General features: G+C 39.0%; 13 protein-coding genes. 7 read left to right on the top strand and 6 right to left on the bottom strand.

Features of this window, described 5'->3' with window-relative positions; all coding sequences use genetic code 11:
• Positions 1-5: 5 nt before the first annotated feature.
• The 4 genes from KYH19_RS19760 to nagB form a co-directional block, all read right to left on the bottom strand.
• A complete protein-coding gene (locus KYH19_RS19760) occupies positions 6-1025 on the bottom strand; it encodes a LacI family DNA-binding transcriptional regulator (protein WP_219076351.1) in 1020 nt (339 codons plus the stop codon).
• Positions 1026-1061: 36 nt separating this feature from the next.
• Positions 1062-2222 carry an acyltransferase family protein gene (locus KYH19_RS19755; RefSeq protein WP_219076350.1) on the bottom strand — a complete coding sequence of 387 codons (1161 nt, stop codon included), beginning with the start codon at positions 2220-2222 and terminating at the stop codon, positions 1062-1064.
• A 572-nt stretch (positions 2223-2794) separates the two neighbouring features.
• Positions 2795-3304, bottom strand: a complete 510-nt coding sequence (locus KYH19_RS19750) for a transposase (RefSeq protein WP_219076349.1) — start codon at positions 3302-3304, stop codon at positions 2795-2797.
• Positions 3305-3545: 241 nt separating this feature from the next.
• Positions 3546-5471 (bottom strand): glucosamine-6-phosphate deaminase, encoded by a 1926-nt coding sequence (nagB, locus tag KYH19_RS19745; RefSeq protein ID WP_219076348.1) that lies wholly within the window; start codon positions 5469-5471, stop codon positions 3546-3548.
• Positions 5472-5622: 151 nt separating this feature from the next.
• Between nagB and KYH19_RS19740 the strand changes: the two genes are divergently transcribed.
• The 3 genes from KYH19_RS19740 (at position 5623) to KYH19_RS19730 (ending at position 11374) form a co-directional block, all read left to right on the top strand.
• The gene (locus tag KYH19_RS19740; RefSeq protein WP_219076347.1) at positions 5623-6819 is read left to right on the top strand and encodes an anhydro-N-acetylmuramic acid kinase; all 1197 of its coding nucleotides are present in this window, start codon (positions 5623-5625) and stop codon (positions 6817-6819) included.
• A gap of 104 nt (positions 6820-6923) precedes the next feature.
• Positions 6924-10061: a SusC/RagA family TonB-linked outer membrane protein gene (locus tag KYH19_RS19735; RefSeq protein WP_219076346.1), complete on the top strand. Its 3138-nt coding sequence runs from the start codon at positions 6924-6926 to the stop codon at positions 10059-10061.
• Between the two features lie 17 nt (positions 10062-10078).
• Positions 10079-11374, top strand: a complete 1296-nt coding sequence (locus KYH19_RS19730; RefSeq protein WP_219076345.1) for a RagB/SusD family nutrient uptake outer membrane protein — start codon at positions 10079-10081, stop codon at positions 11372-11374.
• A gap of 33 nt (positions 11375-11407) precedes the next feature.
• Here KYH19_RS19730 and KYH19_RS19725 read toward each other — a convergent pair whose 3' ends face one another.
• Positions 11408-12154: a DeoR/GlpR family DNA-binding transcription regulator gene (locus tag KYH19_RS19725; protein WP_121285193.1), complete on the bottom strand. Its 747-nt coding sequence runs from the start codon at positions 12152-12154 to the stop codon at positions 11408-11410.
• Between the two features lie 217 nt (positions 12155-12371).
• Here KYH19_RS19725 and KYH19_RS19720 point away from each other — a divergent pair, with 217 nt between their 5' ends.
• The 3 genes from KYH19_RS19720 to KYH19_RS19710 are packed head-to-tail and all read left to right on the top strand — an operon-like array spanning position 12372 to position 17838.
• Positions 12372-15452, top strand: a complete 3081-nt coding sequence (locus KYH19_RS19720; RefSeq protein ID WP_219076344.1) for a SusC/RagA family TonB-linked outer membrane protein — start codon at positions 12372-12374, stop codon at positions 15450-15452.
• Between the two features lie 11 nt (positions 15453-15463).
• The gene (locus KYH19_RS19715; RefSeq protein ID WP_219076343.1) at positions 15464-17020 is read left to right on the top strand and encodes a SusD/RagB family nutrient-binding outer membrane lipoprotein; all 1557 of its coding nucleotides are present in this window, start codon (positions 15464-15466) and stop codon (positions 17018-17020) included.
• Between the two features lie 23 nt (positions 17021-17043).
• A complete protein-coding gene (locus KYH19_RS19710; protein ID WP_219076342.1) occupies positions 17044-17838 on the top strand; it encodes a DUF4397 domain-containing protein in 795 nt (264 codons plus the stop codon).
• 79 nt (positions 17839-17917) lie between these two features.
• Here KYH19_RS19710 and KYH19_RS19705 read toward each other — a convergent pair whose 3' ends face one another.
• Positions 17918-18520 (bottom strand): porin family protein, encoded by a 603-nt coding sequence (locus KYH19_RS19705; protein ID WP_132396038.1) that lies wholly within the window; start codon positions 18518-18520, stop codon positions 17918-17920.
• Positions 18521-18780: 260 nt separating this feature from the next.
• On the opposite strand from KYH19_RS19705, the gene KYH19_RS19700 reads away from it, so the two are divergent.
• Complete coding sequence (locus KYH19_RS19700; RefSeq protein WP_025141830.1) at positions 18781-18996, top strand: hypothetical protein; 216 nt, start codon at positions 18781-18783, stop codon at positions 18994-18996.
• Positions 18997-19083 lie beyond the last annotated feature (87 nt).

Genomic DNA, 19083 nt, shown 5'->3' with positions numbered 1-19083 from the left:
TATGTTTAAATCTTCTTGTTGGTCGATTCTCTTTCTACAACACCAGGATCAAGCACAATATGCTCCATATTGGTATATGGGTTCTCCTGGTTTATCATTTTCAGAAACATTTTAGCACACTCCTGGCCCATTTGCGAGGCATGCTGGTCAATTGTTGATAGGTTAGGGGTGATGTATGCGGAAAATGCTTCATTGGCAAAACCAATTACACCCACCTGAGGTGGTGTTTCGTCGATCTCTTTTAATTTTTTAATTACCCCCAGCGCCGTAAAATCATCACCAGCAATAATAGCATCGGGTTTATTGCGGCTGCGCATTAATTTACCTGCACCAAATCGCCCGTCTTTGATGGATAAACCACCAAAAATAATATGGTCTTCTATTAGCGGAAGGTTATGGTCTGATAAGGCTGCTTTGTAGCCTTCCAGCCGATCGTTAAATATTTTAATCTGGTGAACAGTGGTTATAAATGCAATTTTTTGATAACCCTGATCGATTAAGTGTTTTGTAGCAATATAGCCTGCCTTAAAATCGTCAAGTGTGATGGTCGGAACTTTTAAATCTATATTTACACGGTCAAATAATATAAGGGGCTTATTCTGCTTAATAATTTCACCAAAGTGCGAAATGTCTTCCGTTTCTAAAGACATTGAAGCCATAATGCCATCTACTTGTGCTTCTAATAATGTTCTTACGCCATTAATTTCATTCTCAACAGATTCATTAGATTGATAGATAATTACGCGGTAGCCGCTGTCTTTCAGGCCATCCTCTATGCAATGGATAATAGATGCAAAGAAATGCGCCTGTACGCTTGGCACAATTACACCAATGATATGGGTTTTACCGGATTTTAGTGCTGATGCGAGTTTATTTGGGCTATAGTTTAATTTTTTAGCCATTTCAACAACAGCCTTTCTGGTGGTATCACTTATTGCCGGAAAGCCACTAAGCGCCCTGGAAACAGTTGATACTGTAATATTGAGCGCCTTGGCGATATCATATATGGTAGTTTTCTTTTTCAATTAAAGAGAGGGATAATCAATTATAGCATTTTTTTACTAAACCTTAATAATAATGTTTTTTTTGTACATAAAATATAATAATACATAAAAACCCAATACATAGGTTATAGCCCAAACCAAAGAAGCATTTATTGGGCTAAAAAATGGCGTATAACAGGTTTCGTAGAACCGAACCAATAATCCTGTTTCAGTACCATCTGCATCGGTAATCTGGATCAGGTTTAATACTCTTGGCATTAATCCAGCCAGAAAGAAAACGGTAATGGCATTCACACCATACACAACAAAGGGAGTGGTAAATTTTTTGTAGCCCTGTACATCAATGATCCAGTAACAGAGTGCCAACCCGATGGAAGCCAGGCCACCGGCATATAACACATAAGAGCTTGTCCATAACGCTTTGTTAATCGGGAACTGCAGGTCCCAAAGTAAACCTAAAACAACTGCCGCAATCCCCGTGGTAAATAACCAGGCCACTTTAGTTGGATTGTCTACATCTTTTCTGCGCATCCAAACCCCAACGAGAATACCAAATAAACAGGTCCCTATCGCTGGTAACGTGCTTAAAATTCCCTCCGGGTCCCAGGTTTTTGATGAAGCCCAGGTATGTGCCTCTGTTAAAATTCCGCGATCTATCCAGGCTGCTAAGTTGGTTTCTTTTTCCAGGTTAGGGTACCCAACTCCAGGAACTGGTATAAAGGTCATTAGTGCCCAGTAAACGGCCAGTATTACAATTAATGTTTTAAATATGGTTTTGTTGGAAACCTTAATAAAAATGATGCTGCTAATGATGAAAACAATGCCTATCCTTTGCAAAACGCCCAACAATCTAACGGTTTGAAAGGCCTCCCAGATGGATCTGTTATCCATAATTGCACTGATAATCTTTCCGAAGATAGCGAGGAAAAAACCAAGTAAATAAAGTATAATACCACGTTTAATGGCTTTAATCATTGTTTTTTGATGTGTAGATGGATCTGCTTTGCTACTGCTCATGGCAAAGGCAATAGAAACGCCAACAATCCATAAAAAGAATGGGAAAATCAAATCAGTAGGCGTACATCCGTTCCATTCTGCATGCTCTAAAGGCGCATAAATATGGCCCCAACTGCCCGGATTATTCACTAAGATCATCGCGGCGACGGTTAATCCTCTAAAAAAATCCAGCGATAGCAATCGTTGTTTAGGTTCGGTCATGATTCGCTTATTTGGGTTCAGCAAACTAATTTAGAGTATTGTTTTTAGAATGAGAAATAAATAAGACTTGGCGGGATCAGATCTGTCATCCTGAACGAAGTGAAGGATCTTTTGTTAGGTGTGTTTTATGTAGTTAGAGCCCCTGTGTTGAATAGATGCTTCGCTGCGCTCAGCATGACAGCTGGATAAATATTTATTTTTTGCCACGGAGGCTCGGAAACACGGAGAAGTTTGATTAGGTCAGACTGTTTCACTGAAAAAAGTCGGGATCATAACGGCAAAGACTTATGTTCAATAAACCTGACCGGCAGCGTTATCCCGATTTAAGATTAATTTGTTTTATCGTTTTTTATCGGGATTAAGCAAAGGGCAGGACTATAGTGACCGAAGAACTGCAGACACTGCTTTCCAAAAAAAGATATTTTGGTAATTACAATGAGAAATTACTTGCGAAGTTTAGGTGGACAGCCGTGAAAGGCTAACTTCGTAAGTCTATGGAATGTCTGGAAAAACTTCCGAAGTCTTTCTGCGCTCGGCCCATTAAGACTTCGGAATTTGGGCCAACGCGAAACTCATTTAAACTTATGATCAGTTATAAAGCCTGCAAAGCCACCAAACCATTCTAAAACTTCGGATTTACAGATTGAACTTAGATCGTCTGATAAATATGAACTGAAAGAAGAATAATTGTAATCTTCCATTTTTTTTACCAATCCTGAAGCTAATGGGTTTTGGTGTATGTAAATAATGATCCGGGTATAATAAGCTTCAGAATCAACTTTTTTCGATTTATACCGTCCTTGCCATAAACTTCCAACCCTGTTATAGCTTTGGTTTATTGCCTTAGTATAAGAAATAAGCATGTTTTTAATTCCCTTTTCATAATTCACCCCATCATTTATCCTGATAAAAAAGTGAAAATGGTTTGGCATTAAACAATAAGCAAATACATCAACCGAGGGTAAGACATAATTTTTAAATTGCTTTAAAAAGAAAACGTAATTTCCTTTTTCAAAAAAGATTTTACCCTTATTGTTTCCCCTGTTGTAAATGTGGTAACAGCCGCCTTCCTCTATTTTCATATTCTAATTGATTGAATAATTAATTAGGGAAGACTAATTGGATTGAATATATAAAAAAATTAGAATAAAACAAAGCGAGTAATACTTACGCAGTTTATCTAAGATAGTGTGGTAGAGTAGTTTCGTAAGTTTTTCATTAAACCTACGAAGTCTTTCTGCGCTCTTGCCCTTTGAGACTTCGCAGGTTGGGTAAAAAAAATCCTGCTTTGAGCGAACAAAGCAGGATTGGTGTTATTTTAAACTAGTCTTCAAATTTCCAGCGAACAAAAGCTTCCATAGCTTCGTATTCTGCAAGTCCGAGTTCGTCATAAGCCTTTGCCGTTTCACGGTTACGATCCTCTGCCCGTTGCCAGAACTCTCTTGAGTCATCACCAGGGAAAACTGCCCTGTCTTTCTGACTCTGGTGTTTGAAAATCGCATATTTCTTGCGTTCAAGCTCTTGTGGAGAAATTGGAACCGCCATTTCGATTTCATAAGTTTCAAATTCATGCCATGCGCCACGGTACATCCATAACCAGCAATTTTGCGCCCAGGCTTCAGTTTTACGTAATCGGTTTAATGCTGCTAAAATAATTTTGAAACAAACAATGTGCGTTCCATGAGGGTCTTCAAAATCGCCGGCAGCATACACCTGTTGAGGTTTAACTTGTTGCAATAAGGCTATTGTAAGTTCAATATCGGTATCAGTTACCGGATTTTTCTGAACTTTTCCGCTTTCATAGAAAGGAAGCGCCTGGAAATGAATATGGTCATCTTCTAAACCGCAATATCTTGCACCGGCAATAGCTTCGCCTTTTCTAATGAGTCCTTTAACCGTTTGGATCTCGGGAGTATCAATCTGATTTGGTTTTTTCTGCTCAATAAAGGCCCGCATCTTGTGATAAAGTTCCTTTAAGTGCGTATTGTCCATGCCCATTTTCTCTGTGAAATCCACATTAAACTCCACAAAACGAAGTGCGTCATCATCCCATACTGCCGTATTACCCGAAGTTTGGTAAGCTACATGTACATCGTGCCCCTGATCAACCAGACGTAGAAAAGTACCGCCCATCGAGATCACATCATCATCCGGGTGAGGAGAAAAAATAATCACGCTTTTCTTAGCTGGTTCGGCTCTTTCCGGACGCTGAGAATCGTCAGCATTGGGTTTACCACCCGGCCAGCCAGTTATGGTGTGTTGTAATTTATTAAAGATATGGATGTTGATGTTATAAACTGGTCCTTTTTCAGTAGCCAGTTGCGCCATACCGTTATTATTGTAATCGTCTTCCGTTAACTTTAAGATCGGTTTTTTTAATGTGTTGGCCAGCCAGATCACTGCCTTGCGGATCAATGCATCAGTCCAAACGCAGTCTTTAACCAGCCATGGCGTATCAAAACGGGTTAATTCTGAAGCTGCAGGCGCATCGAGGATAAACTCTACATGTTCAGAAAGTTGAAGGTATGTTGCCGGAACCTCACCTGAAATTTCGCCTTCAACGGCTTTTTTGATGATTGAAGCTTTTTTACGGCTCCAGGCCATTAATATAATTTCTCTTGCTTTGAAAATTGTACCAATACCCATGGTAATGGCTTTTGTTGGTACAAAGGTTTTTCCACCAAAATCGCGTGCAGCATCACGGCGTGTTAAATCATCTAAGGTGACTAAACGTGTGCCAGAATTTGGCGCAGAACCCGGCTCGTTAAATCCGATGTGACCTGTACGGCCAATTCCTAAAATCTGGATGTCAAGACCGCCAAGATCGCCGATTTTCTTTTCGTATTCCAGACAGAAAGCAGGAATATCTTCCAGTGCAAGCGTACCATCAGGGATGTGAACATTTTTTTTGTCGATGTCGATATGATTGAAGAGGTTTTCGTTCATAAACGTTACATAACTCTGCGCTGCAGTTGGCGCCATTGGATAGTATTCATCCAGGTTAAAAGTAATTACGTTTTTAAAACTTAAGCCCTCTTCTTTGTGCAGTCTAACCAGTTCGGCATAAACTGCAATTGGGGTAACACCTGTTGCTAAGCCCAGTACTGCAGGTGTGTTGCTTGCTTGTTTTGATTTAATGAGCTCGGCAATGCGATGTGCTACATTAATTGAAGCAATTTTTGGATTTTCGAACACGCTTACAAGTAATTTCTCGAAACGTGTCTCCTCCAGTAGATTTAATCTAGCCATTTTTTTTATATGGATTTTAATGTACGGAGCAGTAAATATAGAGAGTTATGCCCAATTTCTAACAAAGGTTATTTACATTTATTGCAAGTATTTACATAAAATTCAATTAAAGGGGCAGACAAACGTTTGATCTTTTAAGATAAAAATTAATATGAACAAGCAGATCCAAAAGTTATACTCAAAAGCAGGCAAGTCAGAACGTTTAATTATCGGATTGATGAGTGGGACTTCAATGGATGGATTGGATATTGCCCTCTGTTTGGTAAAGGGAAGCGGTGCTGAAACTGATATCCGTGTTTTAAAATTTAAAACCGGCGATTATACTGATGATTTCAGGGCAAAAATAAAGGCTATATTTTCTAAAAAAGAGGTCGATTTACAATCGGTTTGCCTGATGAATGCGCACATTGCAAATGTTCATGCTCAATTAATCAATGAAGTTTTAAAAGAATGGGAATATAAAAACGAGGATATCGACTTTATCGCCAGTCATGGACAAACCATTTTTCATGCACCAAAATCTTTGCACAAACTGGCCGATTATCCTAATGGCACATTACAGATTGGTGATGGCGACCATATTGCCATTAAAACCGGAATTATTACCCTTTCCGATTTTAGGCAGAAACATTTAGTTGCGGGGGGTGAGGGGGCTCCTCTGGCTGTATACGGAGATTATTTAATGTTTTCTAAGGCTGGTGAAGATCGGGTGATGTTGAATATTGGTGGTATAGCAAACTTCACTTATTTGCCTGGGAGTACCGATGCCAGCGAAATTTTTTCGACAGATGTTGGTCCCGGAAATACGCTGATGGATCAATATATGCAAAAATATTTTAATCAGTTTTATGATAAAAATGCCAGTATTGCTTTGGCTGGTAAAGTTAATCCAGAACTATTATCTGCATTGTTGAATTGTAGTTTTTTTGAATTGGATTTTCCTAAAACCACCGGGCCCGAATTATTTAACCTGGAATATTTACTAAAGGCACAAGAACAGTCTTCAACAATAAATCTGGTTAAAGAAGATGTAATGACAACCTTGTGCCATTTTTCAGCAGAAACCATTGCCAATGCGATAAAACGTTGTTTTGGAGCGCATGCCCGGGTGCGGGTATTTATGAGTGGTGGTGGCATGCACAATCCGCTGCTTGTTCAGCTTCTTCAAACCAGGCTGCCTTTTTGCAAATTCCTAAGCACTGAAGATTTAAATATTAATCCAGATGCAAAGGAGGCTGTTTTATTTGCTGTTTTAGCTAACGAAACGCTCTGTGGAGAGCCGATTAATTTTGGTAACCGGCAAGGTGTGCCTTCTGTTTGCATGGGTAAAATCAGTTTGCCTGCTTAAGTAGTCGCAATTTTGTAGATAAGTTTGTACAGGTTAAAAAGTTGGTTTATATGGTATTTTGTTAAATTTGTTTTAACACTAATCTTCTAACAAAACCAAATTTTATGGAAAAAAGTTACCTAAAATGGTCGCCAGGATTCTTCTTAATCTTGTTGATCCCATTTCTGCTGCTTCTGTTTACGGAAAAGGCGCAGGCACAAAATAAACGTTATACCATTAGCGGGAAAGTGACTGATGCCTCAAATAACGAGCCTATTCCAGGCGTTGTAGTTAAAATCCTTAATACAAGTTTAGCAACAAGTACCAATTCTAATGGGGCTTATACGTTTGCCGTAGATTTAGCCCCTGGCAAATATCAGATTCAGTTTTCTTACGTAGGTTACAAGAGTAAAGCGCAGTCGATCGATCTTGCGTCAGGCGATCAGGTTCAACTAAGTACTTCCATAAGTGCTGATGCTGTTGGTTTGGATGAAGTAATTGTAACTGGAACATCTCAGGGAACAACCAGAAAAGAGCTGGGAAGTTATGTAAGTACCGTTAAAGGTGATGATCTGAACAAAGCGCCGAGTGGAAATGTGCTCTCATCTTTACAGGGAAAAACGGCTGGTGCTCAAATCAGCCAGAACTCTGGTGATCCTGCAGGGGGCTTATCTGTTCGTTTAAGAGGTATTAGCTCCGTAAATTCATCATCAGAGCCACTTTACATTATCGATGGTGTAATCGTGAACAATTCAACTACGAGGGTTACCAATACCTCAGCCAATTATGATGGCGGAAACTTTGTTGGAAGCATTGGGCAGAATAGGATGGTTGATATTAATCCGGCAGATATTGAGCGTATTGAAGTGTTAAACGGAGCTGCAGCTGCAGCCATTTATGGCTCTAGGGCAAATTCGGGAGTAATTCAGATCTTTACCAAAAAAGGTGTAAGTGGTGCTGCTCAGGTTAATTTCAGCACTAGTTTAACATTGAGTCATTTGCGTAAACAGGTTGAGGTGAACGAATCTCCGGTAAGGTTTGGTACGCCTACGAACTTTCCTACACAAGACGTAATCCAGACTGTTGGTGATCCTCCGTTTCTGCAGACCCAAAAAATCCCTGTAACACGTTATAATTATCAGGATTACATCTTTCAGTCTGCTACGGGTACAGATAATACGATTTCTGTTTCCGGTGGTAATGAAAATACAAAATACTATACTTCAGCAGCTTATTTCAGTAATCAGGGGATTATTAAAAATACCGATTTTACACGCTATAATTTCAGGGCAAACATCGATCAGAAAATCACTGAATGGGCAAAATTGAGTGCCGGCTTAAATTATATCCGCAGTTCGGCCAATGAAAAGCCAGATGGGAATTCGTTTTTTTCACCAATGAATTCTGTTACCATTATCGGGAACATTCATGATATTTTTGCCAGAGATGCTAATGGTAATTTAATGGCTGTTGGAGAACGTGGCAGGGTAAATCCTGTGTCGGTAATAGAAGACATAAAACAGCGTCAGGAAACCAATCGCATTATTGCCAATGCCAATTTGAAATTGTACCCTGTAAAAAATTTAACCTTAGATTTTACTTTAGGTGTTGATAATTCTGGTCAGAGTGGGTCAACCTACATTCCACCATTTGCATATAACGTAAATCCGGATTTTTATGGTGGTGGTGCGGCTTTAGATGGTACATTAAATGGCTACGCAAGTGCAGCAACAAACAATGCTTTTCAGTTTAACAATGAGTTTAATGCAACTTATCAGGCTAAATTATCAGAGTTGATTTCGTCAACCACTCAGGTTGGTTATTCGTTTCAATACGAAAAAACGAAATATCAGTTGGTAAATGGCAGAGGTTTGGCCCCATTAATAGAAACGGTAAATGCTGCTGCAACACAGCTTCCAAGTGTAGATGGAAGAACAGAGTTGTCTGTAAGTGGAGGATATATCCAGCAGAATTTTAAATATAAAGATCATTTATTTGTTACGGGTGCCTTAAGGGTTGATCAATCTTCAGTTTTCGGGGCTGATAACCGCACACAGGAATACTTGAAAGGAAGCTTAAGTTATGTGCTTTCTTCTGCCGATTATTGGAAAAGCTTTGGCGTTTCTGATTGGTGGGATACATTTAAAATAAGAGCGGCTTATGGAGAATCGGGTAACCTGACCGGTATTGGCGCATATGATAGGATCAATGCCTATTCTACACAATCGTTTTTGGGTAGAGCATCGTTGTTTTCGAGTGCGACTTTAGCTAACGAAAACGTTAAACCAGAACGCCAGCGCGAATTGGAACTGGGAACAGATTTATCTTTCTTCAAAAACAGATTAGGTTTACAATTTAACTGGTACAATAAAAAAGTAAGCGATTTACTGATTGCCAGTGTGCAGGCGCCGTCAACAGGATTTTCCAGCTTATTAGATAACATAGGCTCGCTAAGGAACAAAGGGATTGAGCTTGTGTTGAATGGAACTCCGGTTGAAGGCAAAGATTTTAAATGGAACACTTCAGTTGTTTTCAATAGGAATAGAAATACAGCACTTGATGTAGGTGGTTTAAGGTTGTTTAGTACAAATCCAGGTGCTCCTGTTGCAATTATAAATGGTGAAGCCATTGGTGTGTTCTATGGAACCTTTTTTGCGCGTAATCCGGATGGAAGTCTGTTAACAAATGCAGCAGGAATTCCTCAGATAGAAAAGGGAATTCAAAATTCTGCCACTACGTTTACTCCACAACGCGATGCAAATGGTTTGCCTACCGGAACAACGCTTCGTAAAGTAATCGGTAATCCAAACCCTGATTATAACATGTCATTTGTAAACGACTTTACCTATAAAAAATTGAATCTTCATGTACAGTTTGATGCGGTACAGGGCGGCGACGTTTGGAATGCCGATTGGAGAACTCGCCAGGGTGTTGGAAATGGTAAAGTAGCCGAACAAGAGCAACTTGGCCAGTTGCCCAGGGGATATGTTGCCGGAGTTTATGCCATTGAGGAGTGGAGGATTGATGATGGATCTTTTGTTAAGCTGCGAGAGATTTCGCTGAGTTATAATATAGGCAAGCTAAAATTCCTAAGAGACCTTACTGTAACGGTAAGCGGTAGAAACCTTATCTCCTGGGACAACTATAAGGGTTACGATCCTGAGTTAAATTCTGGCGGCCAATCAACGATACTGAGAAATATAGATTTTGGTTCGGTGCCGATTCCAAGGACTTTTAGTTTGGGTTTACAAGTTAAATTATAATCGTTAAAGGAAAGTTTATGAAAATTTTAAGAAATAATATTCCGGCAAATATAACCTGTTTAGTCCTTTCGTTAACATTGTGCTTTTCCTCATGTACGAAAGAATATCAGGATCCATCCAGAGCTAAAACAGATGTGGCTTTGGGCACCCAGCAAGGGTTAACTGCAGTGGCAATAGGTTTACAGCGGGTTTATACTTTAACCCGTACAGGTGTTATGTTCAACTCTGTGGCAGCAAATGGTTTTGTAACCAACGAGCTGCGGTTACTCAATTCAGGGAATATTCCTGAGTTACAGTTAAGCACCGGTGGTAGTACCGTTGATGGGACAAATACAATTTTATTTAATCTTTGGACAAGCGCTAACAAGATTATTTACGATGCAGATTTAGTGATTGCTAATGCCGGTAATTTGGGTGACAAAGGTTATGCAGCGGGATTAATTGCCTATTCCAGCATATTCAAGGCCCTGGCAATTGGAAATATGGCCCAATACTGGGAAAAAATTCCAGATGGAACAGGAAAAAACATACCTTTTATTACCCGTTCTGCTGGTTTTACAAAAGCAATTGCTGTTTTGGATAATGCTTTAACTGTTATTGCTGCAAATTCAATTTCTGCCAGCTTTTTAGGTAATATTCCTTCTGATGTGAATATTATAAATACAATACATGCACTCAAAGCCAGATATGCACTGTTTTCAGGGAATTATCCACTGGCATTAACAGAAGCAAATGCTGTTGATTTAACTAAGGCATCATTTTTCAAGTTTGATGCTACCTCACCGAATATTCTATTTAGCATCATTTCTTCAAATAATGTATTTCAGCCATTAAACGCAAATTTAGGACTTACCGGTGCGAACACTCCGGATGCTGCAGATAAAAGGATAGCTTTTTATACGGTAATGGCAGGGGCAACCCCAACCTTACGTATGAATGGTTTTGCAGCAGCAACAGCAAGCCCTTTTCCGATATACTTACCAGGAGAGATGATTTTAATAAAGGCTGAAGCACTGGCGAGACAGCCAGACCTAACCAATTCATTAATTGAATTGAACAAGGTAGTAACCAAAACTTCAGATCTTTTTGGGGTAACCGCAGCATTGCCGCCACTAGTTGGCCCTTATACACAGCAGCAGTTGCTTGATCTTATTTACAAACACCGTTCGATCGAACTGTATGCTTCAGGATTGAAGATAGAGGATGTGCGAAGGTTCAATCAGCCTTTAGCCGATCGTAAACGGAATTTCTTTCCTTATCCTTTCCAGGAAAGAGATAATAATACGAATACCCCTGCTGATCCAACTTTTTAGCAAAACGAGTCCCGATTTTCGTCGGGACTCGTTTTATAAAATATTCAATTGCTTTTCTACATAACGCGAAAGCGATTCATGATCTAAATCTAACTCTGTTATCAAGTAACTAATACTTTCTATCGGGCAAACTCTCAATCTTAAAGCAATATCCAATTTCTCGGAGATGCAAAGCACGGCTGTTTTTTTTGCACAGGCCAGCATGGCCTTTTTAAGTTGGTTAATTTCCCAGTAAGTATCTGTTAGGCCTTCGTCCGGATGGATGGCACTCGTTCCCATCAGGCATAAATCGGCCTTTATTTCCGATAGTTGTGTAATTACTTGTCCACCATAAGTAACCTGCGAATTTTTAGAAAACAAACCACCAATCAAAATCACTTCGATATTATTGTATTTGGCCAATTCTACGGCAACCAGCGGGCTAATAGTGAAAAAAGTTGCAGATAAACCCTGTGGAAGCAGCTTTACAAACTCTAAAATTGTGGTTCCGCCACCTGTTAACACTACCATACCATCCTTTATCAGCTGAACGGCTTTTTTGCCGATGGCAATTTTACTATCACGTGCATAAACCGTACTGTCATCAAAAGAACTGTGGTACGATTTAGATAAAGCGCCTCCATGAACCTTGTAAAGCAGGTTTTCATCAACAAGTTCCTGTAGGTCCCGTCTAATGGTATCTTCCGAAACATTAAGCAATTGAACCAGATCAGAAGTTAATACGCGGTTATGTAAATTGATCTGGCGCATAATGAAGTCGTGGCGTTCTTTTTTCAGCATAAGTAGGTGTTTGGTTTTAAGCGAATGTATAAAAGATTTTTAGATTTTTAATATTGCGTGTTTGTGCGTGTTATTGCGATAAAATTTTTGTTACTCCTTGCTAAATAGTTTTTTATTCTAAAACAATTGTGATATTAGTATAAAATGCGTTATTGTGCGTGTTTTAATATTAACTAACAACAACTAACAATCTTATCCTTAACTAAACAGGCAGTTTATGAAAAAAAAACTACTACTAATTTTTATTGGTATGTTTTTGTTGCTGGCTCATGCCATTGCACAACAAATAACCATTACCGGTAAGGTTACATCAACTGATGGACCTATACCCGGTGTTTCCATTAGAGTAAAGGGAAGCACTACAGTTGCACAAACTAATGCTGATGGAAACTACTCTATTAAGGCATTAAAAACAGACGTGCTTACCTTTTCTTACATTGGTTATAAAACTTTCGAAAGATCAGTTGGTTCAAACTCTTCTATTAATGTTAATCTTTCGCCTGATGCTGGTAACCTGAACGAGGTAGTGGTTACAGCTTTTGGTATCAAAAGATCAAAAGATGCTTTAGGCTATTCTGCACAAACATTAAAAGGGGCAGATATTGCTGATACACAGCGGGACAACTTTTTAAATGCCTTGCAGGGAAGGGTTGCCGGAGCCACAATTACCCCTACAATGGGTACCCCTGGCGCATCTGCAACAATGATCATACGTGGAGGTATCTCTCTTGATGGTGATAACCAGCCACTTTTTGTGGTAGATGGACTGCCTATTTCTAACCGTACTTTCAGTGAGTATAATTTAGTAGGCCAGGGAACCTTTAACCGTCAGAACGACTACGGTAATAGAGCCATGGATATTAATCCGGAAGAAATAGAATCACTAACCATTTTGAAAGGGCCTGAAGCTTCAGCTTTATATGGAACTGATGGAGCATCGGGTGCTGTGGTAATCACCACAAAAAGAGCAAAAGCAGGTACCGCACGTGTATCGTACAGCAATTCTTTTCGTTTAGAAAATACTTACCGTTATCCTGAAGTGCAAACCACTTATGGTGGTGGCGCAGGAGGGGTTTTCGATGAGGAACAAAGAACCCGTACTTTCTTTGGTGCAAAGTATCCGGCAAATAAAACAATCTACGATAACATTGGCAATTTTTACAAAACAGGGTTTACACAAAAACATAACGCAACCATTGAAGGCGGAAGTGAAAAACTTTCGGTCAGAACAACAGTAAGTTATACTGATCAAAAAGGGATTATTCCGGGTACAGCGTACAATACAATTAACGGTAAAATAAACGCGACTTCTAAAATTAGTGATAAAATTAGCATGAATGCTTCACTAAACCTGATCTCATCCAGGACAGATAAAACCTATAAAGGAGTAAGTAGCCCAATGTTAAGTGCATTATCGTGGCCATTAACAGATGATATGCGGAATTATTTAACACCACTTGGCGAAAGAAGAACCATTACGGGAAGCTTGAGTGGCGAACTGGATAATCCTTACTGGGGAGTAGAAAGAAATCCAAACTACGATAAAATGAACCGTGTGTTAGGCAATATCGGTTTTACCTATACGCCAACTAATTGGTTAAGTATGCAGGGAACTGCCGGGGCAGATATTTTTTCTCAAACCGGATTATCTGCCTATGATGTTCAATCGTATGAGGCCAATAAAGCTCAAACCACCAATGCTGGTGGAGGCTTAAATACCTACAATGCAAATGAAAGATTGGTTACAGCCAACTTTGTAGCCACCGCAAAAAAAGATTTTGGAAAGTTTAAACCTGTAATTAGAGTGGGTACAGAGATCAAAGACGATTCTTACCAGGTTAACGCCCAGTTTGGTACGCGTTTTTATCAACCAAATTTTTTTAGCATGAATAACATCGATCCCACTACGCAAAGGGTTGCTTATACAAATGAGCTAAAACGTAAAGTTGGTTTCTTTGCTAATGCCGAGCTAGGATATGATAATTATCTGTACCTAACCTTGTCAGGTCGTCAGGATTTATCATCAACCTTACCACAAAAAAATAATACATTCTTTTATCCTGCAACATCATTAAGTTTTGTGTTTTCTAATTTGCAGGCAGTAAAAGATTTAGGATGGTTATCTTATGGTAAATTAAGAGGTTCATGGGGGCAATCAGGTAAAGATGCCAGGGTAGCATATGTTACTGATAACAAACTTATTGCTCAACAAACAACTGGCGGGGGGTATGCATTAGATGTAAATATGGGCAATCCAAATCTTGAGGCAGAATTTACAACCGCTAAAGAAATTGGTATGGAACTGGGTTTCTTTAATAACAGATTATCGTTCGATTTCTCTTATTATCATAACCTTTCTGATAAACAAATTACCGCACCCCGTTTAAGTTATGCATCAGGAGCAGTGTTACAGTACATTAACAGCGGAAAAATAAGGGTTCATGGATTTGAGCTTTTAATAAAAGGTACTCCGGTTAAAACGCAGAACTTTAGCTGGGATATTTCGGCTAATGCATCAAGATCAAGAGGTAAAATATTATCATTACCTGCAAATCAGGATGTGTTTTATGTGTCGGACAGTTGGCTTTTTGATAACGTTAGGGCACAATATGCCGTTGGTACATCAATATCTGCTTTTGCTGGTATAGATTACTTAAGGAATAAAGACGGCCAGCTTCTAATCAATCCGGCAAGCGGAATGCCGATTAAGGATGCTAATTTTACTCAAATGGGCGACCGTGCGCCAGATATTATGATTGGGTTATCCAACAGCTTTACCTATAAAAACTTTAATCTTTCTTTTTTGCTTGATCTGCGTAAGGGTGGAGATATTTATAATGCGACAGAATTATATTTATATGCCAGAGGTCTATCTAAATTAAGTACCGATCGTGAAGTGCCCCGTATTATAGCAGGTGTAATGCGCGATGGACTTGAGAATTCGGCTAACCCAACCAAGAACAATGTTGTGGTTATTCCATATATCACAACTACGTATTATTCAACACTCTACAATACAGCCGATTTCTTAGAAAAAGATATCAATTGGATCAGGCTAAAGGATATTACTTTAAGTTATAACCTGCCAAAAACCATTTTCGAAAAAAGCAGGGTAATTAAAAGCGCCAGTGTTTTTGCAACCGGTACTGATTTGCTGTTGATTACCAATTACAAAGGTGTAGATCCATCGGTTAACGGATTAAGTGCTGCATCTGGTGGTTTAGGAGGAACAGGTATTGATTTTGGTTCTGTAGGCTTACCAAGGGGTTATAATTTAGGTGTAAAAATTGGTTTTTAAAGATTAAAGAGATGAAAAAGATATATTTATTATTATCAGTTTTTGCTTCAATAATAACTACTTCAGGGTGTAAAAAGTATCTGGATGTAAATACAGATCCGGCTACCCCGCAAGAAGTTTCGAGCAAAACATTAACGCCGCCGTTGTTCGCTCAGATGGAGCGGGGTGTTCAGTTCGATTCGAGATATTTAGGTGGACTTATCCAATATTTTGGAGGAGCTGTGAATGTGGGTGAGCAACACGGCTGGATTTCTGGTAGCGATGCCATGGGCGAGATATGGAGAACCAATTATTTTGGTTTAGGTGCAAACTTGAACTTGATTGTTGAAGATTCTGAAGCAAAACAGGAATGGAATTATGTAGGAATGGCTCAGGCCTTGAAAGCCTGGAGTTGGCAAACTACAACCGATTACCACGGCGATATTATTTTAAAACAAGCCTTTGATGTTAATCGATACGTGTATGATTACGATACGCAACCAGAGGTTTATGCCGAAGTAGTAAGGCTGGCGAATCAATCAATATCCAATTTTACCAGAACAGATGGTGCAGGTACAGTAGTTAAGTTTGGGCCTGCTGATTTGATTTATGCTGGTGACAATGCCAAATGGATAAAGTTTAACTATGGTATTTTAGCCAGAAATGCAAATAATCTGGTTAACAAAGCAATTTATGATCCGGCAAAAGTGATCGAATATGTTGATAAATCTTTAGCCGGTAATGCGGATAATTTTATTGTTCCCAATACCGGAACTACAGCTGCAAATGGTAATTTCTTTGGGCCGTTAAGAGCAAATATGGGTGCTTATCGTCAAACTGCAATAATGGTTGCCTTGCTTGATGGTACTACTTTTGCCGTTGCCAACACGCCTCTGATTATCGATCCCCGTCGCAATAACATGTTAACAGCATCACCAGATCTTATTTTCAGAGGTACGGCACCATTTACTTTAGATGGCGGAACTGCAGTAAATAAAAACCAGATTCCAAACGTTTGGGGAGTAGTTGGAGGCGCTAACCCTGGGCCAAATCAAGGAAAATATTTATTTAAAGATAATGCTGGTTTTCCGATCATGACGTATAGCGAAATGCAATTTATTAAGGCAGAAGCTGCATTTAGAAAGGGCGATTTGGGTTTAGCTTATACCGCTTATCTAAATGGCATAAGCTCTAGTATTGATTTTGTAAGCGCTTTGGGAACAGCCATAACCCCTGCAGAAAAAGCAGCTTATTTGGCCAGTACTTCCGTTAAGCAAACGGCGGCAGCCTTAACTTTAAAAGATATTATGTTACAGAAATACTTAGCGCTGTATGGCTACGGATTTGTAGAAACATGGTGCGATTTAAGAAAATATAATTATAATGTTGGGGATGCTGCAGGGAATAATCCTTACTTAAACGTGTATAGGTTTCCGGCCAGTTTCTTTACCGATAACGGAGGCAAACCAGCGCAACGGTATCGTCCACGCTACAACTCTGAGTACTTATGGAATGTTGAAGCGCTGAAGAAAATAGGAGCTGACAAAAACGATTATCACACCTATAAAATGTGGTTCTCTCAACCGTAATTTCACCATTATTAAAAAGAAAAATGAAAAAGATATTATATTTTATTGCGGTTAGTATTGGATTATTCTCCGCTTGTAAAAAAGGCGATCTTGTAGAAAATACAGCTTACGAAAAAATAAGTCCGGCAGATCCCAAATATTCATACCTAAAAATTCTGAACCTTACACCAGGTAGTCCTGCGCTTACTTTCTATATGGATGGTACTAAGTTTTCGTCATCACTATCCAGTTTAGGTGTAGAAAATGCAGGTTATGCATATAATGGCCTGTTTCCTGATCTAGGTTATGCCGTTACAAGTCCTGGCTCACACAATTTAACTGCTAAAATTATCCCAACAGTTGTTCCTGATCCCAATTTGGAGGTTTTTAATACAACGATCACACCGGAGGCAGGAAAGTATTATACCATTTATACAACAGGTCAATACACAGCAACAAGTAAAAAAATTCCATCATCTTTAATGGTTGAAGATAGCAGGCCTACACTAGATACGTCTAAAATCTTTGTACGCATGGTTAACCTGTATAATGGCAGCCCCAATCTGGATTTGGTTAAAGATGCCGTTGCAGGAACCAGGATAATTTCGAATGTTGCTTATGGAACAGCTACCACATGGACAGAAATACCAAACTTAGGTCCTGGTACAGCACCTGCTCCAAAACTATTTGTTAACATTGCAGGAACAGGTACTCCGCTAATTGCATCAGGTTCAACATTTACACTCACCAAAGGCAGGGCGTATACCATTTATATACGAGGGGTGGCGGGCAGTACTACTTATCCGCTCGCGGTTACATTTTACACTACTTTTTATTAGGAGAAATTTTATAAAAAAAGCCATCTATTGATGGCTTTTTTTATGTCTTTAAATTTGCATTACAGCATTTTTTTGCTGTTTACAAAATCTTAAATCCTAAACTCAATTGAAATAAATTAGGTTTCTGGCTATATTTTTCACTTCTACTGATGTTTGATAAACCAGCTTCATAACGTAAATCAACTGAAATATTACCTACATCTACACCGGCACCGGCCTGTAAACCCAATGCCTGGTTTTTGTAATTGTCGAAATCTGTTGCTTGCTGATAGGCTGAGCTAAATGACGAATTTTCATCCAGGATAAATGAAATTACCGGGCCGGCCATTACACGGAAGTTTAAATTTTTAGCGCCAAATTTTGTTCCCAACAACACAGGAACATCTAAAGTGGTAAATTTTACTTTTCCTTCAGCAGCTACTTCATTACCGTTGTTTTGCTGAATACTGATGAATTTGTTGCCTTTGCTGCCAATGTAAGCCTCTGGCTGCACATAAAAACTTGCACCGCCAATACGTGCCCATGCACCGATCTGATAACCTAAACGGTTTTCTTCACTTGCAAAATCTGCATTAATTTTAGCTAAGTTAACGCCGGCTTTTACACCTAGATTAAAGGTTTGTGCCTGTGATGTTGCCCAACCCAGGGTTAGGAAAACAATGGAGAAGATAATCTTTTTCATGTTGTTTAATTTGCTTTTTTTAAGTTCAGTGATTCCATAAATCGCTGCAAATGCCATTTTTATGGTGTTTTTGCAGGTTCTGGTTTCAATTTTAAAATTTACATCTTATGGGCTTTAATACCCGGCTGAGTTTTATAACGCAGTTTTAACACAATTATCGTGCAAAAAGAATCCGCGAATGTCTACTTTTTTTGTCACATCACATAAAAAGTATTAACCTGAACAAATATTTTTTACTTTTGCATCAAATAAAATATGCCATGGCTAATTTTCAACTGACTTCTGAAACTGCATTTAAAGTAAAAACTAAGTTTTTAAGGAAATACCGCGATCTGGCGAATGAGCCTTTAGAATTTACTCCTGGCAAAGAAGATCAATTGATTGAAGATTTAATGCGTTTGGTGAAACGCGACCGTACCTATATCGAATTTACAATTCAGAAAGCACTTGCCGATACCAAAGGCAACAGACTTTAGTTTCTCTCTTAAAAGGCCAATTTCTGCTTCCTTTTTAGCGTAACGCTTAATTTACGCTTGGTCCAAATAAGCTGTTTTTAATATTTA

This window comes from Pedobacter sp. D749 (assembly GCF_019317285.1).
In the GTDB taxonomy this organism is placed as follows: domain Bacteria; phylum Bacteroidota; class Bacteroidia; order Sphingobacteriales; family Sphingobacteriaceae; genus Pedobacter.
This window is presented reverse-complemented; position numbering and strand designations above follow the sequence as displayed.